This is a genomic window from Xanthobacter autotrophicus (assembly GCF_029991245.1).
GTDB classification, from domain to species: Bacteria; Pseudomonadota; Alphaproteobacteria; order Rhizobiales; family Xanthobacteraceae; genus Xanthobacter; species Xanthobacter autotrophicus_C.
Genome location: NZ_JAIVFO010000030.1, coordinates 17,107 through 36,021, shown reverse-complemented (window position 1 = coordinate 36,021; position 18,915 = coordinate 17,107). Strand labels below are relative to the sequence as shown.

At 68.6% G+C, this 18,915-nt stretch carries 15 protein-coding genes; 3 read left to right on the top strand and 12 right to left on the bottom strand.

Annotated elements, in window-relative coordinates; genetic code table 11:
* Both K9U41_RS07815 and K9U41_RS07810 read right to left on the bottom strand, forming a co-directional pair.
* Positions 1-1,912: type I secretion system permease/ATPase (locus K9U41_RS07815; protein WP_282640284.1), on the bottom strand; the 1,912-nt coding region annotated here is incomplete at its 3' end.
* Between the two features lie 430 nt (positions 1,913-2,342).
* Positions 2,343-2,993 carry a TetR/AcrR family transcriptional regulator gene (locus tag K9U41_RS07810; RefSeq protein WP_282640283.1) on the bottom strand — a complete coding sequence of 217 codons (651 nt, stop codon included), beginning with the start codon at positions 2,991-2,993 and terminating at the stop codon, positions 2,343-2,345.
* Between the two features lie 210 nt (positions 2,994-3,203).
* Here K9U41_RS07810 and K9U41_RS07805 point away from each other — a divergent pair, with 210 nt between their 5' ends.
* Positions 3,204-4,382, top strand: a complete 1,179-nt coding sequence (locus tag K9U41_RS07805; RefSeq protein ID WP_432715751.1) for an HlyD family secretion protein — start codon at positions 3,204-3,206, stop codon at positions 4,380-4,382.
* 337 nt (positions 4,383-4,719) lie between these two features.
* The gene (locus K9U41_RS07800; protein ID WP_282640281.1) at positions 4,720-6,318 is read left to right on the top strand and encodes a DHA2 family efflux MFS transporter permease subunit; all 1,599 of its coding nucleotides are present in this window, start codon (positions 4,720-4,722) and stop codon (positions 6,316-6,318) included.
* A 168-nt stretch (positions 6,319-6,486) separates the two neighbouring features.
* Here K9U41_RS07800 and K9U41_RS07795 read toward each other — a convergent pair whose 3' ends face one another.
* The 8 genes from K9U41_RS07795 to K9U41_RS07760 all read right to left on the bottom strand — a co-directional run bounded on the left by K9U41_RS07795 (position 6,487) and on the right by K9U41_RS07760 (position 16,376).
* Complete coding sequence (locus K9U41_RS07795) at positions 6,487-7,476, bottom strand: D-2-hydroxyacid dehydrogenase (protein WP_282640280.1); 990 nt, start codon at positions 7,474-7,476, stop codon at positions 6,487-6,489.
* A complete protein-coding gene (gene tkt / locus K9U41_RS07790) occupies positions 7,473-9,551 on the bottom strand; it encodes a transketolase (protein ID WP_282640279.1) in 2,079 nt (692 codons plus the stop codon). Before tkt ends, K9U41_RS07795 begins: the two co-directional genes overlap by 4 nt.
* A 54-nt stretch (positions 9,552-9,605) precedes the next feature.
* The gene (locus K9U41_RS07785; protein WP_282640278.1) at positions 9,606-11,483 is read right to left on the bottom strand and encodes a TRAP transporter large permease subunit; all 1,878 of its coding nucleotides are present in this window, start codon (positions 11,481-11,483) and stop codon (positions 9,606-9,608) included.
* A gap of 46 nt (positions 11,484-11,529) precedes the next feature.
* Positions 11,530-12,567: a TRAP transporter substrate-binding protein gene (locus K9U41_RS07780; protein WP_282640277.1), complete on the bottom strand. Its 1,038-nt coding sequence runs from the start codon at positions 12,565-12,567 to the stop codon at positions 11,530-11,532.
* Between the two features lie 109 nt (positions 12,568-12,676).
* A complete protein-coding gene (locus K9U41_RS07775) occupies positions 12,677-13,555 on the bottom strand; it encodes an NAD(P)-dependent oxidoreductase (protein WP_282640276.1) in 879 nt (292 codons plus the stop codon).
* Positions 13,556-13,699: 144 nt separating this feature from the next.
* Positions 13,700-14,740 carry a transketolase family protein gene (locus K9U41_RS07770; RefSeq protein WP_282640275.1) on the bottom strand — a complete coding sequence of 347 codons (1,041 nt, stop codon included), beginning with the start codon at positions 14,738-14,740 and terminating at the stop codon, positions 13,700-13,702.
* Positions 14,737-15,585 (bottom strand): transketolase, encoded by an 849-nt coding sequence (locus K9U41_RS07765; protein ID WP_282640274.1) that lies wholly within the window; start codon positions 15,583-15,585, stop codon positions 14,737-14,739. Before K9U41_RS07765 ends, K9U41_RS07770 begins: the two co-directional genes overlap by 4 nt.
* A 41-nt stretch (positions 15,586-15,626) precedes the next feature.
* The gene (locus tag K9U41_RS07760; protein WP_282640273.1) at positions 15,627-16,376 is read right to left on the bottom strand and encodes an SDR family NAD(P)-dependent oxidoreductase; all 750 of its coding nucleotides are present in this window, start codon (positions 16,374-16,376) and stop codon (positions 15,627-15,629) included.
* Positions 16,377-16,485: 109 nt separating this feature from the next.
* Between K9U41_RS07760 and K9U41_RS07755 the strand changes: the two genes are divergently transcribed.
* A complete protein-coding gene (locus K9U41_RS07755; RefSeq protein ID WP_282640272.1) occupies positions 16,486-17,376 on the top strand; it encodes a LysR substrate-binding domain-containing protein in 891 nt (296 codons plus the stop codon).
* A 245-nt stretch (positions 17,377-17,621) separates the two neighbouring features.
* On the opposite strand, the gene K9U41_RS07750 is transcribed toward K9U41_RS07755, so the two are convergent.
* The gene (locus K9U41_RS07750) at positions 17,622-18,011 is read right to left on the bottom strand and encodes a hypothetical protein (RefSeq protein ID WP_282640271.1); all 390 of its coding nucleotides are present in this window, start codon (positions 18,009-18,011) and stop codon (positions 17,622-17,624) included.
* Positions 18,012-18,026: 15 nt separating this feature from the next.
* On the bottom strand, positions 18,027-18,899 hold the full coding sequence (locus K9U41_RS07745; protein WP_282640270.1) for a hypothetical protein: 873 nt from the start codon (positions 18,897-18,899) through the stop codon (positions 18,027-18,029).
* Positions 18,900-18,915: the final 16 nt, after the last annotated feature.

Genomic DNA, 18,915 nt, shown 5'->3' with positions numbered 1-18,915 from the left:
GGGTGGGGGGAATGTGGGGCGGACCCTCGGCCGGCGCCACGCCCAAGGGAACGCTCGCCAAGGGCACGCTCGCCAAGGGAATGTTCGTTATGGGAACGCTCGCCAGCGGCGGGCGCGGGCGGCCGCCCTGGGCCGCAGGCTGCATCGCGGGATGGCCCATGGTGGGGCCCATCGGCTGGGCGCCTGGCTGGCCCGCCGGTTGGGGGCCGCCGCCGGTCATGCGCTTCATCATGTCCTCGCGTGGGCCGAAGGCCTGCGGCGCGCCGTCCGAGATCGCCAGAATCAGGTCGCACTGGTTGAGTGCCGCAGGGCGGTGGGTCACGATCACCACCGTGCGCCCCGCGGCCTTGAGCTGCCGCAGCGCCTCGGCGAGGGCCAGTTCCCCGGGTGGGTCGAGGCTGGCATTGGGCTCGTCGAGCACAATGAAGGCCGGGAGGCCGAACACCGCCCGCGCCAGTCCGATGCGCTGGCGCTGCCCGCCCGAAAGGGCGACGCCGCCTTCGCCGATCTGGGTGTTGTAGCCCTGCGGCAAGCGCTGGATCAGGTCGTGCACGCCGGCAAGACGGGCGGCGGCCACCACCTCGCCGTCATTGGTCTCGCCGAAGCGGGCGATGTTCTCGGCGATGGTGCCGGAAAACAGCTCCACGTCCTGCGGCAAATAGCCGATGGAGCGGCCGAGCTGCTCCTCGTCCCAGTGGCTCAGCTCCGAGCCGTCGAGCCGCACGCAGCCGGAGACCGCCGGCCAGACCCCCACCAGGGCGCGCGCCAGGCTCGACTTGCCGGCCGCGGTGGGGCCGACGACGCCGAGGCAGGTGCCCGCCGGCAGGCGGAACGACACGTTGCGCAGCACCGGCACCTCGCGGCCCGGGGCGCGCACGAACAGGTTCTCCACCGTGATCTCGCCGCGCGGCTCCGGCAGGCGCAGCCGCCGCCCCGGATCCGGCGCGCCGGCCAGGAGCTGCTGGATGCGCCCGTGGGCGGTCCGCACGTTCACCACCGACTTCCAGTTGCTCACCGCAAGCTCGATGGGCTGGATGCAGCGCCCCACCAGGATCGAGCCGGCGATGATCATGCCGGGGGAAATCTCCTTTTGGATGGCGAGGTAGGCGCCGAGGCCGAGCACCACGCTCTGCACCAGGGCGCGGTTGAACTTGGTGAGCGCCACCAGGATGGAGCCGCGATCGCCGGCCTTGCCCTGCCAGCCCAGCGCCTGCTCGCGCAGGACGCCCCAGCGCCGGCGCAGCTCGGGGGCCATGCCCATGGCCTGCAGCACCTCGGCGTTGCGCAGGGTCGCGGAGGCCAGCGTGTTGGCGGTAATGCCGGCGCGGCTCGATGCGGCGAGGCTGGCCTGGGTGGCCCGGTTGTTGAGCACGGCGAGGGTGCCGGACAACAGCGCGCTGCCCAGCGCCAGATAGCCGTAATAGGGATGCAGCAGCGTGGCGCAGATGGCGTAGATGGGCATCCACGGCAGGTCGCACAGGGCCGTGAGGGCGGGGCCGGCGAAGAAGTCGCGGACGCTGTCGAGGTCCCGCAGGGCCTGGGTCTGGCCGGAGCTGCGGTCGCGCACCGCGGTGCGCTGGATGGCGTCGAACACCGGCACGTGGACGGCGGCGTCGAAGGCGAAGCCGGCCCGCTCTAGCACCCGGGAGCGCAGCGCTTCCAGCGCCGACCACACCACATAGAGGAAGGCGGTGATGACGGTGAGCAGGATCAGCGTTTCGATGCTGCGGCTCGACAGGACGCGGTCGTAGACCTGCATCATGTAGATCGAGGCGTTGAGTCCCAGCAGGTTGATGAAGAAGCTGAAGACGATCACGGCGATGAAGGCGGGCCGGATGGCCCGCAAGGCCTGATCGAGCGCGGTCGGCGTGTGCGCGGGTGATGGCCCCCGGTGGCCGGGCGAAAGGCTCATGAAAAATCCTTGGCGCGGGCCCGGATGCGGCGCCCGGCAGGCGCCTGCCGCTCGATGGGGGAGCGGTGGCGCGCCCGCTTTGATTTCAGGTTGTCGTGACGGCGAGGCGGTGGTGCGGGCCTGTCACGGACACGGTGACGTTCCCTTCAGGAAGGCCACGCCCCCAATGGTGGGCGGTGCACAATGGAAGGTTCGTCGTCCCGGCCAACCCCGGGGCTCGCGAATAGAGGTCATGACGATGACGCCTCCGGTTTCGACGGTATGACGATGCATTACCGCCGTCGCAGATCAAGTCCAAAACCGGGGTTACACTAGCGCAATTGGAAGCAGCCAGTGGAAAATCGCGCTTTATTGACACATGCTTACGCGGATCGGCAACCTTGGCGGGAAAGTCTTGCCAAAAACATTCAATGATTGTCTGGGGTTGGTCCTAGTTTCGCAAAATGCCATAGGCGGCGAGAAAGACGCGCACCGCCCCATCGACGGTCTTCGCGATTTCATCGGGGCTCGGCTGCTCACCGGTGCCGAACATCAGCCCCTTCACCAGATTGCCCTGGCAGAGGTTGAAGAACTGGAACGCGGCCATCTCGCCATCATCCACCTTCAGGTGGCCAAGCTGGGCCTGGCGGGCGAGCAGTTCGGCGAGGCGGCGGCCGCCGTGGCAGGGGCCGGCGTCGAAGAAGGTGCGGCCCACCGCCGGGAATTTCTCCGCGGCGCCGATGACCATGCGCACGAGGCGGATGTGGTCCGGCTGCACCATCATGGTCATGAAGGTCATGCCGATGCGCTTCAGCAGGCTTTCCACGTCCGCGTCGTCCGGATCGAACTCGAACAGGCGCTCGGCGGACTTGCGGCGGTCGGTTTCCACCAGCGCCTGGAACAGGTCTTCCTTGCTGGCGAAATAGACATAGATGGTGGCCTTGGAGACCGCGCTGGCGCGGGCGATCTCATCCATGCTGGCGCCGTCGAAACCCTTGTCGAAGAACACGCGCCGGGCGCCGTCGATGATGTCGCGACGCTTCCTGGTCTCGGGCTCGGCGGGTTCGGGCGCCGCCACCGCTTCCGGTGCGATGCCCTTCATGGGATGCCTCATCTTGACCCTTCCTGACAGTCACCCTGCATAGGAGCGGCGGGGCGCGCTGTCAAAATGTTTGACTGAACGGTTTAGTTCAATATACTCCATCCCGACGCTGAACTGAACTGTTCAGTTAACATTCTTCGCGCCAGCCGGAGAGCGACCGTGACACAGGCGAACAGGATCGAGGCGGCTGCGGAGGATGCGGTCTCCCCCATGCTTCCATCGACGTCGCCGGCCGGCGGTGTGACCGTGCTGAAGCGGCCCGCAACTGAACCCGCGGCGGAGCCCGGTGGAGCCCCCCTTGCGGACGCCCCGGCGTCTGCTCCGGCCAGCGGCGCGGCGCCCCCGAAGAAGCGTTCGGTGAAGCCGTTCGTCTTCGGCGCGCTCCTTGCCGCGCTGCTCGCCGGCGGGGGCACCTATGGTGTCCACTGGTGGCAGGTGGGCCGATTCGAGGTCTCCACCGACGACGCCTATGTGGGCGCCGACACCTCCATCCTCGCCGCCAAGGTGGGCGGCTACGTGAAGAGCGTGGACGTGGTCGCCAACCAGTGGGTCAAGGCCGGCGACGTGATCGCGCGCATCGACGACGGCGACTACACCCTCGCCCTGCGCGCCGCGCAGGACAAGATCGCGACCCAGGAGGCCGCCTTGTCCCGCTTCGACGAGCAGGAAAAGGCGGCGGAGGCCGCCGTCGCCCAGGCGCGGGCGCAGCTTGTCGCCACCCAGGCGGACCTGCAGCGCACGCAGCTGGAATTCGACCGGCAGAACAAGCTCGCCAGCTCCCATTTTGCCAGCCAGTCGGTGCTCGACAATGCCCGCGCCGACCGCGACAAGGCGCAGGCCAATGTCGCTGCGGGACAGGCCGCCGTCGCCTCGGCCGAGGCCGCCGTGGCGGTGCTCAAGGCCCAGCGCACCGAGGCCTCGCGCGTGCTCGACCAGTACCGCACCGCCCGCGACCAGGCCCAGCGCGACCTCGACTTCACCGTGGTGCGCGCGCCCATCGACGGGGTGGTGGGCAACCGCGCGGTCCAGGTGGGCCAATTGGTCCAGGCCGGCACCCGCCTTGCTGCCGTGGTGCCGCTGGCCAGCGTCTATGTGGACGCCAATTTCAAGGAAACGCAGCTCGCCCGGCTGCATCTGGGCCAGAAGGTGCGGGTCTTGGTGGACGCCTATCCGGACCGGGACTTCGCCGGCACGGTCATGAGCGTCTCCCCGGCCTCCGGCTCGGTGTTCAGCCTTTTGCCGCCGGAGAACGCCACCGGCAACTTCACCAAGATCGTGCAGCGGGTTCCCGTGCGCATCGGCTTTGCGGCCGGCGCGCTCGAAGGGCACAGCCTGCGGCCCGGCATGTCGGTGACCGCCGTGGTCGACACCCGCGCCGACGCCTCCTGAGGAAGAGGGGGCTGCCGGGGCGCGAACTGTCCTCTCCACCCGCGCGCTGTAGCTCCCTCTCCCGCCTGTGAGGCCTCTGCGAAATATCCCGAAGATGCCGTCCTCCCCTCTCCCCTTGCGGGAGAGGGATTGGGGGTGAGGGGGCAGCGGTTCCGGAACACGCCTGTCTGCTCAGGACCCTCGCACACCCCTCACCCCGGCCCTCTCCCGCAAGGGGAGAGGGGGAACCGGCTTCCGACACCGACCATGCGTGACTTTCGCAGAGGTCTTGCTTGCGGGGGAGGGTTCGCCCCCAGCCCGTCGACCAGAAAAAGGCGCAAGCCCAAGGACGAACACCATGTCCACCACCATCACCCAAGGCACGCCCATCGTCCCGCCCCGCGCACCCGCCGCCGCGCCGGGCGTGGAAAGACGGCGCATGGTCGCCTTCCTGTGCATGGTGTTCGGCATGTTCATGGCGATCCTGGACATCCAGATCGTCTCCGCCTCGCTGGCCGAGATCCAGGCCGGGCTTGCCGCCTCCTCCGATGAAATCTCCTGGGTGCAGACCAGCTACCTCATCGCCGAGGTGGTGATGATCCCGCTCTCGGGCTTCCTGTCGCGGGCGCTGTCCACCCGCTGGCTGTTCGCGGCCTCGGCGGCGGGCTTCACCTTCATGAGCTTCATGTGCGCAACGGCGACCTCCATCGAGCAGATGATCGCCTATCGCGCGCTCCAGGGCTTCCTCGGCGGCGGCATGATCCCCACCGTGTTCGCCGCGGCCTATTCGGTGTTCCCGAAGGAGAAGCAGCCCATCGTGGCGCCCATGATTGGCCTCGTGGCGACTTTGGCGCCCACCATCGGGCCCACCGTGGGTGGCTATCTCACCGACCTGTTCTCCTGGCACTGGCTGTTTCTGGTGAACGTGGGGCCGGGCATCGCGGTGGTGATCGCGGCGGTGACGCTGATCGATTTCGACGAGCCGGACTTCTCCCTTCTCGACCGCTTCGACTGGTGGGGCCTGTTGTTCATGGCCGGCTTCCTCGGCAGCCTGGAATTCGTGCTGGAGGAAGGCCCGACAAACGACTGGTTCGAGGACACCTATATCTCGGTCTTCGCCCTCGTGTGCGGGGTCTCGGCCATGGCCTTCTTCGCGCGGGTGCTGATGGTGAAGGAGCCGGTGGTGGATATCCGCGCCTTCGTGAACCGCAACTTCGCCATCGGCTCGGCGTTCAGCTTCGTGCTGGGCATCGGGCTCTATGGCCTCACCTATCTTTACCCGGTTTATCTTGGCCGGGTACGGGGCTATTCGGCACTCCAGATCGGCGAGACCATGTTCGTCACCGGCGTGTTCATGTTCGTGAGCGCGCCCATCGCCGGGCGGCTGATGACGCGGCTCGATCCACGGATCATGATCGGAGCCGCCTTCGCCGGCTTCGCGCTGGGCACGTGGTGGATCACCTTCATCACCAAGGACTGGGATTTCTGGGAACTGCTGATCCCGCAGATGCTGCGCGGCACCTCGCTGATGATGGCCATGATCCCCATCAACAATCTGTCGCTGGGCACGCTGCCGCCGGCGCAGCTGAAGAATGCGTCGGGCCTGTTCAACCTCACCCGCAATCTCGGCGGCGCGGTGGGGCTCGCCCTCATCAACACCGTGCTCAACAACCGCTGGGACCTGCACCTCGCGCGCCTGCACGAGAGCGTGGAATGGGGCAACCAGGCCGCGCTGGAGCGGATCGACGGCCTCACCCGGACCTTCGAGGGCCTCGGCTCGCTGGCCTCCGATGCGGCGCTGAAGCAGATGGCGCTGCTGGTGCGGCGCGAGGCGCTGGTGATGTCGTTCGCCGACGTGTTCTACCTGTTGACCTTCCTGTTCCTCGCTCTCGTCGTCGCCGCCCCCCTCATGCGCCGGCCGCAGCGCGGCGGGGCGGGGGGCGGCGGCGGGCATTGAGGATTGGTGTCAGGGATTTTCGCAAACGATTACTGTGACTCGTTTTGAGTTCTATTCAGCCATCGCCGATGGTGACCTTCATCTTCACCTTGCCGCGTCTCATCGGCGAGACGGGCTTTGCGTGCCCCTCCGCACGGGAAGGGCGCCGCGTGCCCAGTGGCCTGTTGCTCAGGCCGAGGCGACGTTCACCGGGCGGCCGGCGGCGAAGGCCTCGATGTTGGCGATGAGCTGGTCCGCCAGCGCCTGCTGCGCCTCCATGGAGGCCCAGGCCACGTGGGGCGTCACGATCGCCTTCGGATGATGGGCAAGGCGCATCACCGCGCTGTCGGCGGGGGGCGGCTCGGGCATGGCCACGTCGATGCCGGCGCCCGCCACCTGGCCGGCGTCGAGGGCCGCGAGCAGCGCCGCCTCGTCCACCAGGCCGCCGCGCGTGGTGTTGACGAGGATGGGCCGCTGGCCCATGCGCGCGAACTCCCCGGCGCCGATCAATCCCCGCGTTTCAGGCGTCAGCGGGCAGTGGAGGGTGAGCACGTCCGCGGTCTCGATCACCTCGGCGAAGGGCATATAGCCGGGCCGGACCTCGCGCGCGCCCTTGCGGCCGGCGAACACCGGCTCCATGCCGAAGGCGCGCCCGAGGGCCGCCACCTGCTGGCCGAGATCGCCCGAGCCGAAGATGCCGAGCCGCCGGCCATGCAGGTCGATGATGTGGTGGGCGTGGAAGCAGAACTGGCCTGCCGCCTGCCATGCGCCGGCCTTCACGTCCGCCGCATAGGGCACGATGGCGCGCGACAGGGCGAGGATGAGGGCGAAGGTGTGCTCCGGCACGCTCGCCTTGGCATAGCCGCGCACGTTGCTCACCACGATGCCGGCGGCGGCGCAGGCGGCCTTGTCCACGCAGTCGGTGCCGGTGGCGGCCACCGCGACCAGAGCGAGGCGCGGCAGCCGCGCGATGGCGTCGGCGTCGAGCCGCACCTTGTTGAGGATGAGGATGTCCGCGTCGCGGGCACGCTCCATCAGCTCTTCCGGCGCGGTGCGATCATATTCCACCCAGTCGTGGGCGAAGGCCGGGCGCTTGAGCGTCACGGCCGGGGCCAGGGTCTCGCGATCGAGGAAGACGATGCGCGGCACGCGGCCTTCGGGCGGGAAGGGCGCGGTCACAGCCGCGCCCGCGCCGCATCCGCCACGGCGGCGGGGGTGATGCCGAAATGGCGGAACAGCTCGTCGGCGGGGCCGGAGGCGCCGAAGCCGCTCATGCCCACGAAGGCGCCGTCCGCGCCGATCCAGCGTTCCCAACCCAGCTTCACCGCCGCCTCCACCGCAATGCGCACCGTGCCCGGTCCGAGGACCTCCCAGACATAGGCCTCGTCCTGCTGCTCGAAGATCTCCCAGCACGGCATGGAGACCACGGCGGTGGGCACGCCTTCCGCCTGCAGAAGATCGCGCGCCCGGACCGCCACGTCCACCTCCGAGCCGGTGCCAATCAGCGTCACCCGGCGCGGACCGCCTTCGGCCGCGCGCAGCACATAGGCGCCACGGGCGGAGCGGTTCTCGCCGGCGTCGCGGCGCTGGGCCGGCAGCGCCTGGCGCGAGCAGATGATGGAGGAGGGGCCGTCGCGGCGGGCGAGCGCCAGCTGCCAGCATTCGGCGGTCTCCACCGCGTCGGCGGGGCGGAACACCGCCATGTTGGGCATGGCGCGGAGCGACGCGAGGAATTCCACCGGCTGGTGGGTCGGCCCGTTCTTGCCGATGCCGATGCTGTCATGGCTGTAGATTGTGATGACCGGCAGCTCCATCAGCGCCGACATGCGCAAGGGCGGCCGCATGTAGTCGGAGAAGACCAGATAGGTCGCGCCCAGCGGCAGCACGCCGCCGTGGGCCACCATGCCGTTCATCATGGACCCCATGGCATGCTCGCGGATGCCGTAGTGGATGTAGCGCCCGGCGGGGTTCTCGGCGGAAAAGGCGTCGAGGCCGCGCTTGCAATTGGTGGGGCCTTCCAGATCCGGCGCGCCGGGCAGCAGCTCGGGTACGAGGCCGGCGAGCAGGTCCACGATGTCGGCGGTGGACTGGTTGGAGGACTGGGCGGGCGCCGCAACGGCGAGGGCTTCGGCATGGGCATGGAGCGCCGGCAGCACGCCCGCCGGCAGATCGCCGCGGATCAGCCGCTCGAACTCGGCACGCGTCTCGGCCGGCAAAGCGGCGACGCGGGCCTGCCAGGCGTCATAGGCGGGGCGATTGCGTTCGGCGGTGCCGGCGTGCCACGCGGCGGCGACATCCTGCGGCACCTCGAACGGGCCGTGGGTCCAGCCGGCGGCGGCGCGGGCTTCCACGACATCTTCAGGAAACACCCGCCCGCCATGGGCGCCGCGCTGGCCTTCGAGGCGTGGCAGGCCTTTGCCCAGCACCGTGGTGCAGGCGATCATGGTCGGGCGTGGATCCTGGTTGGCGAGGGTGAGGGCGGCGCTCACCGCCTCCACGTCGTGGCCGTCGATGTCGATCACCTGCCAGCCGGCGATGCGGAAGCGGGCGCGCACGTCCTCGGAGATGGCGAAGTGCGTGCCGCCATCGTCGGTCATGCGGTTGTCGTCCCACAGGAAGGTGAGCTTGCCCAGCTTCAGGTGGCCGGCCAGCGAGATCACCTCATGGGCGACGCCCTCCATCAGGCAGCCGTCGCCGACGACCGCATAGGTGCGGTGGTCCACCAGCTCGGGGCCATAGGTGGCGCACAGGAAGGCTTCCGCCACCGCCATGCCGACCGCATTGGCGATGCCCTGGCCCAACGGCCCGGTGGTGACCTCGATGCCCAGCGCCATGTCGCGCTCGGGATGGCCGTGGGTGTGGGCACCCAGCTCGCGAAAGCGGCGGATCTCCTCCATGGGCATGCCCGCATAGCCGGCGAGATGGAGCACGGCATAGAGCAGCATGGAGCCGTGGCCGTTCGACAGCACGAAGCGGTCGCGGTCGAACCAGGCCGGGTCGGCCGGATTGCACTTGAAGTGGCGGGTGAACAGCGCCGTGGCCAGTTCCGCCCCGCCCAGCGGCGCGCCGGGATGGCCGTCCTCGGCCCTGGCGATGGCGTCGAGGGCGAGGAAGCGGATGGCGTCGGCCATACGGCGAGCGGAAGCGAAGCCGTCACCGGAGTTCAGGCGCGCGGAAGGGGCGCCGTCCTCGGCATTCGGGTGCACGGGGGCGTTACCGGCTTCGGCGAAGCCAGTGGAGGCAATGAGCGACATGGGGCGTGACCTTGGCTGGCGCCGGGGCCCGCGCCCCGGCGCATCAAAGGGATATCAGGGCAGGAAGCCGATGGAGAACCACGGCACGGCCGCGACCAGCGCGAGGCCGATGAGCAGGGCCGCCATGTAGCCGATGATGGGCTTCATGCCGGCATCGGGGCTGACCCCGCCGATGGCCGTGGCGCAGTAGTAGCCGACGCCGAAGGGCGGGGCGAACAGGCCGAGGCCCATGGAGAGGATGACCACCATGGCATAGTGCACCTCGTGGATGCCCATGCTGCGCGCGATGGGGAACAGCAGCGGCCCGAACAGCACGATGGCCGGGATGCCCTCCAGCACCGATCCGAGGATGATGAAGGCGATGATGGACACCACCATGAAGGTGGCGGCCCCGCCGGGCAGGCCGCCCATCACCCGCGCCAGCTCCTGGGAGAAGCCGGACTGGGTGAGTGCCCAGGCCATGCCCGTCGCCGCGCCGATGATCAGCAGGATGGCACCGGAGAGTGCCGCCGTGGCGGTGAGCATGGGCATCAGCCGCTTGAAGTCGAACTGCCGGTAGACCAGCAGCCCCACCACCACGGAATAGACGATGCCGATGGTGGAGACCTCGGTGGCGGTGGCGATGCCTTCCATCACCGCCGCGCGGATGACGAAGGGCAAAGCGATGGCCGGTACGGCGATGGCGAGGGCGCGCAGGATTTCCTTGCGGGTCGCCCGGCGCACGCCGGACAGGTCCTCGTTGCGGTAGCGCCAGCGCACCAGGATGCACAGCATGACGCCGAGCACCACGGCGGGCATCAGGCCGCCGGCGAACAGGGCGGCGATGGACACGCCGGTGACCGAGCCGATGGTGATGAGCACGAGGCTGGGCGGGATGGTCTCGGTCTGCGCGCCGGTGGCGGCGAGCAGGGCCACGAGGTCGCCGGGCTTGGCGCCGCGCTTGATCATCTCCGGGAACAGCACCGGGGTCACCGCCGCCATATCCGCCGCCTTGGAGCCGGAGATGCCCGAGACCAGATACATGGCGCCGATCAGCACATAGGACAGGCCGCCGCGCACATGGCCCAGCAGGCTGGCGAGGAAGCCCACCATGGCCCGCGCCATGCCGGTCATCTCGATCAGCATGCCGAGGAACACGAACAGCGGCACCGAGAGCAGGATGAGGTGGCTCATGCCCTCGTCCATGCGGCCCACCACCACCGTCAAAGGGGCGTTGGTGGTGAAGGAGAGGTAGGCGAGCGTCGCGAGGCCGAAGGAGAAGGCGATGGGCACCCCCGCGAACACCCCCGCTGCCACCAGGACGACGAAGAAGATCACCAGGTTGATGTTGCCCAGGGTCTTCAACAGGGGCGTCCCGAGCATGCCCACGGCGGTGAGCGCCGCGAGGAAGGCGAGCACGCCGGCCACCTGCATGGGATTGGCGTTGCGGAGGAGTTTCAGGAACGCGACGACGCCCATGAGCGCGAGGCCCACCGGCAGCGCCGCCGCCTTCCACGTGTTGGGCACGTCGAGGGCGGGCAGGGTCACGAACATCTCGTCCTCGGCATATTCGAGGCTGGGATGGAGCATGGCCACGAGGAAGATGAGCGGCGCGGCGACGGCGAGCGTCTCCAGCACCGCACGCTTCGGCAGCGGCAGGGCGCCCACCAGCGCCGTCATGCGCATGTGCTCGCCGCGCTGGAGCGCCACCACGGAGCCCAGCATGGCCAGCCAGATGAACAGGACCGAGGCCAGCTCGTCCGACCAGACGATGGGCTGATGCGCGAAATAGCGCATCACCACGCCGAAGAAGAGCACCACCACTTCCGCCAGCACCAGAAGGGCTGCCGGAATCTCCACCATCCTGATCAGCGCGCGCTCCACCTTGAGCACGCCCTTGCGCCAGCCGCCGACGGGCTCGTCCGGCTCCGCCAGCATATGGGTGTGAGCCATGTTCGGCTCGGTGATAACGGTGTCTGTGATTGCGCGATCCATGACGTCACCCGAGCTTGCCGACGGCCGCCTCAAGGAGCGACCAGGCTTCGTTGCCGTACTTGGCACGCCAGTCGGCATAGAAGGAAGTCGCGGCCAGCGCCTTTCGGAAGGGTTCGCGGTCCACGTCGATGAAGGTGATGCCCTTGGCCGTCAGGTCGGCCCGCAGCGACTGGCTGAGCGCGGCGATGTCGGCCCGCTCGTCGGCGCCGGAGCGGTCGAACTCGCGCACCAGGATGGTCCGAAGGTCCTCAGGCAAGGCCGCGAAGGCGCGGCGGTTGCCGAGGATGAGGTAGCCGTCCCACACATGGCCGGTCATGGAGCAGAATTTCTGCACCTCGTAGAGGCGGGCCGAGGCGATGATGGCGAGCGGGTTCTCCTGGCCTTCCACCACCTTGGTCTGCAGCGCGGAATACAGCTCGTTGAAGTTGATCGGGGTCGCGCCGGCCCCCAGCGACTTGAACACCGAGGTGAGCATGGGCGCCGGCGGGACCCGGATCTTGAAGCCCTTCATGTCCTCCGGCGTCTTGATCTCGCGCGTCGAGGAGGTGACCTGCCGGAAGCCGTTGTCCCAGAACTTGACGGGGGCGACGAGCCCGGCCTTGCCGATCTGCTCGCGGATGTAGGTACCGAGCCCGCCATCCACGGCCTTCCACACCGTGTCGTAGTCCGGGAAGGCAAAGCCGGTGTTCACGATGCCGGAGACCGGCACCAGGGTGGCGAGGATGGAGGCGGAGAGGTTGAACAGCTCCACGCCGCCGGACCGCACCTGGGTCAGCAGGTCGGTGTCCGAGCCGAGCTGGTTGGCCGGGAACACCTTGATTTCCAGCCGGCCGGAGGTGGCCTCCAGAATGCGCTGCGCGGCTTCCTGGGCGCGCTTGTTGACCGGATGCGAGGGGTCCTGCCCGGTGGCGAGCTTGTAGGTGAATTCGGAGGCGCGGGCGCGGGTGATGATGCCGGCGAAGGGGATCGCGGCCGCTGCGGTGAGCAGGGTGCGGCGGGTGAGTCCCTGGGCAAGGCCCCTGGAGGCGGGCGTGTTGGTCATGTGTTTCTCCCTGTCTGGCCGCTCTGCGGCCTTCTTGATGTCCCGCATGGTGGCGGTTGGCGTTTGGTCGGTCGGCGTTTGATGGTTTCGATGGCGGCGACGGGCGGGTTCAGTCCCGGCCCTGCAGGCTGCGATAGGCGCGGATGACCTGGCTGTCGTCGGCGGTGCCGAGGCCTCGGCCGGAGACGGACAGGAACAGCTGGTGGGCGAGGGCCGCCATGGGCAAGGCGGCCTTGGCCTCGCGTCCGGCCTCCAGCACGAGGCCGAGATCCTTCACGAAGATGTCCACGGCGCTGGTGACGGTGGGGTCCGCCTCCAGCATGCGGGGGCCCCGGTCGCGCAGCATCCAGCTTGCCGCCGCCGAGCCGCCGAGGATGTCGAGCATGGCGGTGGTGTCCACGCCGAGCCGCTCGGCCAGCGACAGAGCTTCGGCCGCGACGGCGAGATGGGCGCCGCACAGGAGCTGGTTCACCACCTTCGCGGTGGCGCCCTGGCCGGCGTCCCGGCCCACATGCACCACCTTGGCGCCCATGGCGTCGAGGGCGGGCCGGGCGCGGGCGAAGGCGGCATCGCCGGCCCCCACCATGATGGTGAGGGAGCCCGCCGTGGCGCCCACCACGCCGCCGGAAACGGGGGCATCGACGAAGGCGAAGCCCCGCGCTTCCACCTCCGCCGCCACCTCGGCCACCGCCGCCGGCGGGCAGGTGGACATGAGCAGGATGGCCCCGCCGGGGGCGAGGGCATCCAGGACGCCGCCCGCGAACAGCACCTCGCGGGCCTGGGCGATGTTCACCACCATCAGCACGGCCATGTCGGCTCCGGCGCAGGCGGCGGCAGCGGTGTCCGCCGCCTTGCCACCTGCTTCCACGAGGGCGGTGCGGGCCTCGACGCGCAGGTCATAGCCGGTGACCTCGAAGCCCCGTGCCACCAGGTTGCGCGCCATGGGCAGACCCATGGAGCCGAGACCGATGAAGCCGATGGCAGTCATTCTTCCTCCCTGTCTTCCGAGCCTGAGCGCCTTGAAGGCGTTGGCATCCCGCCGCTCTGTGGCGGCCTGCGGATCGTTGGTCGCGCCGCTCCGCGGCGGCTGGGCGGTCCCGGGACGCGCCGCGTCCCGGGCCGAGATGGGGAATCAGCGGCCGGTCCAGTCCTTGACCTGCTCCGCGACGGCTGCGGCGGAGATGCCGTAGCGGTCGTGGAGGGTCGGCAGGGCGCCGGCATCGAGGAAGGCGTCCGGCAGGCCGATCTGGTGGAAGCCGGCCGGGGCCACGCCGGCGCGCAGCACCGCGCCCGCCACGGCCTCGCCGAGGCCGCCGATGACGGTGTGGTTCTCCGCCACGATCACCGGGCGGCCGCTCTTGCGCGCCGCCTCCACGATCGTCGCCTCGTCGAGGGGCTTGATGGTGGGCACGTGAAGCACCGCGACCTCGACCTTGTCCTGGCGCAGCAGGTCCGCCGCCTCCAGGGCGCGCATGGTCATGATCCCGGAGGAAACGATCAGGGCATCCGGGCCGTCGCGCAGCATCTTGGCCTTGCCGAGCTCGAACGTGTAGCCGTACTCGTCCAGCACCAGCGGCACCTGGCCGCGCAGCAGGCGCATATAGACCGGCCCGTCATGCCCCGCCATCACCGGCACCGCCTGTTCGATCTCGTGCGCGTCGCAGGGGTCGATCACCACCATGTTGGGCATGGCCCGGAACAGCGCGAGGTCTTCGGCGGCCTGATGCGAGGGACCATAGCCCGAGGTGAGGCCCGGCAGCGCGCAGACGATCTTCACGTTGCGGTTTTCCTCCGCGATCGTCTGGTGGATGAAGTCGTAGGCCCGGCGCGAGGCGAACACGGCGTAGGTGGTGGCGAAGGGCATGAAGCCCTCCGCGGCCAGCCCCGAGGCGGCGCCGAACAGAAGCTGCTCGGCCATGCCCATCTGGTAGAAGCGCTCGGGGAAGGCCTGCGAGAAGATGTGCAGGTCGGTATATTTGCCGAGATCGGCCGTCATGCCCACCACGGCCGGATTTTCGCGCGCAAGGGCGACGAGGGCGTGGCCGAAGGGGGCCGGCTTGGTGCGCTGGCCCTCGGCGGCGATGGAGGCGATCATCGCGGAGGTGGTCAGCCGGGGCTTGCCGGCCGTGGCCGTGGCAGTGGCAGGGGCAGCCTTGCGGGTCGCGTGGTTCATGACGGCTTCCTCTCGTCGAGCGCGGCCAGCGCCAGTTGCCACTCGTGGGCGTCGACGCGGATGAAGTGGTTCTTCTCGCGCGCTTCAAGGAATGGCACGCCCTTGCCCATCAGCGTGTCGGCGATGATCATGCTGGGCTTGCCGCTGCCCGATTGCGCCTTGGCCGCATCGAAGGCCTCGCGCACGGCTTCGATGTCATTGCCGTCCACGCGGCGGACGAACCAGCCGAAGGCTTCCAGCTTCTCCGTCAGCGGCTCGAAGCCGAGCACCGAGGTGGACGGCCCGTCGGCCTGCTGGTTGTTGACATCGACGACGGCGATCAGGTTGTCGAGCCGGAAGTGGGCGGCCGACATGATGGCCTCCCACACCGAGCCCTCGTCCAGCTCGCCGTCGGAGAACAGGGTGTAGACGTGGCGGTCGGAGCCTTTGCGCTTGAGGCCGAGGCAGCGGCCCACCGCGATGGCGAGGCCAAGGCCGAGCGAGCCGCCCGACATCTCCATGCCCGGCGTGTAGCTGGCCATGCCCGACATGGGCAGCCGGCTGTCGTCGAAGCCGTAGGTCTCAAGCTCGTCCTGGGGGACGATGCCGGCCTCGATCAGCGCCGCGTAGAGCGCGATGGCGTAGTGCCCGTTGGACAGCAGGAAGCGGTCGCGCCCTTCCCAGTCCGGATCTTCGGGCCGGTAGGTCATGGCATGGAAATAGGCCGCCGCCAGAACGTCGGAGATGCCGAGCGCCTGCGCGATGTAGCCCTGGCCCTGCACCTCGCCCATGCGCAGCGCATTGCGCCGGATGGCGTGCGCACGTTCGGCGAGCTGCCGGTTGTGGCCGGAAGTTGCGATGGTCATCTGGTTTTCCTTGAAGGCTGGGCGCCGCAGCGCCGGAGCGCTCAGTGGATGAGCATGCCGCCGTTGACGTCGATCACGGCGCCGGTGACGTAGGCGGACAGGTCCGAGGCGAGGAACAGGAAGATGTTCGCCACGTCCTGCGGCACGCCGAGGCGGTTCAGCGGGATGTTCTCCAGGATCTTCACCCGGGCGTCGTCGGAGATCTTGCCGGCATTGATGTCGGTCTGGATCAGGCCGGGGGTGACGCAGTTCACCCGGATGCCGTCGGAGCCGAGTTCGCGGGCCATGGCCTTCGCCAGCCCGAGCACGCCGGCCTTGGCGGCGGAGTAATGCGCACCGCCGAGGATGCCGCCGCCGCGCTGGGCGGAGACCGACGACATGCAGGCGATGGCCCCGGCCTTGCGCTCGCGCATGTGCGGCATCACCGCCTGGCTCAGGTACAGCACGCCCTTGAGGTTCACGTCCTGGATGCGGGCCCAGCTCTCGGGGTCGATGTCCCACACCTTGATGGCCTGGGTAATGCCGGCATTGTTGATGAGGATATCGATCTGGCCGGTGGCGGCGAGCACGTCGCCGATGGCGCGGGCGCAATCGGCCTTGTCGGTCACGTCGCAGCCGATGCCCACATGGCCCTCGCCCAGTTCCGCGGCGGCCCTTGCGGCGCCTGCGGCGTCGAGGTCGAGAATGGCGACGCGCGCGCCCTGGGCGGCGAAGGTCCTGGCCGTCGCAAAGCCGATGCCGCGCACGCCGGCGCCGCCCGAAATGACTGCGGTCTTACCCTTGAGCAACACGATACGTCCTCCCGATCCAATTTTGATTGGCTGGAGTGTGTCGGAAGCCCGGCGTCGGAAAAAACACAAAAATTGCGCGAACCAGTGAATTGGGTTCATCTATGGGGCCATGAACATGCTTCCGCTCGGCGCCCTGCGCGCCTTCGAGGCTGCAGCCCGCACCGGCTCGTTCCGCGCCGCCTCGGAGGAGCTTGGCATCTCGCCGAGCGCGGTCAGCCACGCCATCCGCAAGCTTGAGGACCTGATGGGGGTCCCCCTGTTCGAGCGGGAGGGGCGGGTCGTGCGCCTCAATCCGGCGGGCGAGGCGCTTCAGCTCAGCGTTTCCACGGGCTTCGACGAATTGCGGCACGGCATCGAGCAGGTCAGCGGCCGGGCCAGCAACCACTTGCGGCTGCACTGCGCGCCGAGCATGGCGGCGCAGTGGCTGATGCCACGGCTGCGCCGGCTCATCGCCGAGCATCCGGGCTTCGACATCCGCCTGTCCGCGAGCACCGATTATCCGCGCTTCCTGAATGATGAATTCGATGCGGACATCTGCTACGGCCCGCCGCGCCAGGAAGGCCTCACCGTCATTCCCCTTGGGGAGGAAGTGGTGCGCCCGCTCTGCGCGCCCGAGATGGCGGCGGACATCCGCATCCCGGCGGACCTCTACGACCATCCGCTGATCGAGAGCGAGCACAAGAGGCTGCGCTGGAATGCGTGGTTTCTCGCCAATGGCCTCGCCCCGCCGAGCCCGCGGGGCAGCCGGTTCGACCGCAGCTTCATGGCCATTGCGGCGGCGGTGGACGGGCTTGGCGTGACGCTCGAATCCACCCGCCTGGCCGAACGCGAGATCGCCGATGGCCGGCTGGTGGCGCCGCTGGACGGCGTGGCCCACGACCTGCGCTACATGGGCCATTTCCTGGTCTTCCCGGCGAAGGCCAAGCCGCGCAAGGCGGTCCGCATCTTCGCCGATTGGCTCGCCCAGGAGCTGGGGCTGAAGCCGTCTCCCCTGCTCTGACCGCAGGATACGGCTCAAGCCCGATCCTGTGCCCTGACACCGGAGCATCGCGACACGGCTTGCGACAGTACGGTCGTCGATGCTCCGGGCTCGCTCCCGGGCTGCGGCGGGCTCGGGAGGAGGGGGAGCTGGAGCTGGAGCGCGATCCGAGCAAATTGAACCAATTTGCTCGGATCGCGCTCTAGTTTGACGAAAGAGAACGCGTTATCCGAGCAGTCTGCATTGCAATCTGATCGGCGTGTCCTCTACCGGTTCGACGCCTGCGCGGCTGTTTTCTCCGCCCGGCCGGGAAGCAGCCGCGCATATGAGGTCTCGTTGTTGTCGTTCCAGATGATCTTGTCGCCGCTGAGCGCGACGAAGACGCAGCTCCAGCTGATCTTCTTGTTATCCTCATCGTAGGCCAGGCACAGCTTGTTGCCGACGATCCGCCAGTAGCCCTGATAGGCTTCGTGCTTGGTGCGGCCATAGATGGTGCCGTTGGGACTCAGGTATTCGGCGTAGAATTCGCCGTCCTCGATGCCGACGACGGTGTTGCCGACCATCCGCGTGCGGATCTCGTCGGCGGTGAGTTCGAAGTCTGAAGCGTGGGCGCATGTCGCCAGGACGGCGATGGCCGCGGCAGCCAGAAGTCTCATGACACACTCTCCTCTTCAGTTGCGTGGGACGAACTGCTCCACGAACGGATAGACGGTGGCGGCGAATTCCAGGACCAGGACCGCGAGGATCCAGATTTCGATCCAGTTGCTCTTGGACCACTGGGATGCCTCGATGATCCTGTTGTTGAGGACCTCATGATATTCGAAGGCGAAGTCGAGGGGTTCGCCGAGGGCTTCAAGGCGGTCATAGAGATCGGCCTGAAGGGCAAGCTCGGCGAACAGCCGCTTCGAGCCTGGGCTGAGAGTGGGATTGAGCTGTTCGAGGGCGGAGTCGCTGTGCAGCGCCTGGCTGTTCATCTCGGTCACGAGTTCGGTCATCCGGCCGACTTTGGCGCCATTGCGCCTGAGGTCGCCGGGCCAGACGGTATGGGTCAGCTTCACGTTCTGGTTGATCGAAGCCCACACTTGGGGCATGTGACGTTCGATTTCGCAGATGTTGCGTTCGAGGATCGTGAAGCGGATGAGCGCGTCACGGGCGTCCTCGAACTGTTCAGGGCCCGCGTAGATGATCGCGCGGGCGTTGGTCCAGACGACCCGTGCCGTCCGCAGACCCGCGCGAACGACGCGGCCGCCGTCCTTCGGACCTTCCAGCGGGACGCTTTCCAGCCAGGCGTTGTCTGAGCCGTCGAACGCCAGAGGCGGCATCCAGAGCAGGGCGAGGGAGCGTCCGCTGGTGTCATCAAACCGCGATGGCGGAGCTGTCGCATCAACTGGCTCGGCGACGACGAAAACCTTGCGCGGCTCCTCGACCGTAAAGACCTCCGCCTCACCGAGACCAGTCGCCGGGCCGGGGGACGCATCGAGAAAGCGCAGGCGCCACGCGCGGGCTTCGATCTCGACCGACGGATTGGGAAGTGTCCTTTGCATGACAAGGCCCCTTTCG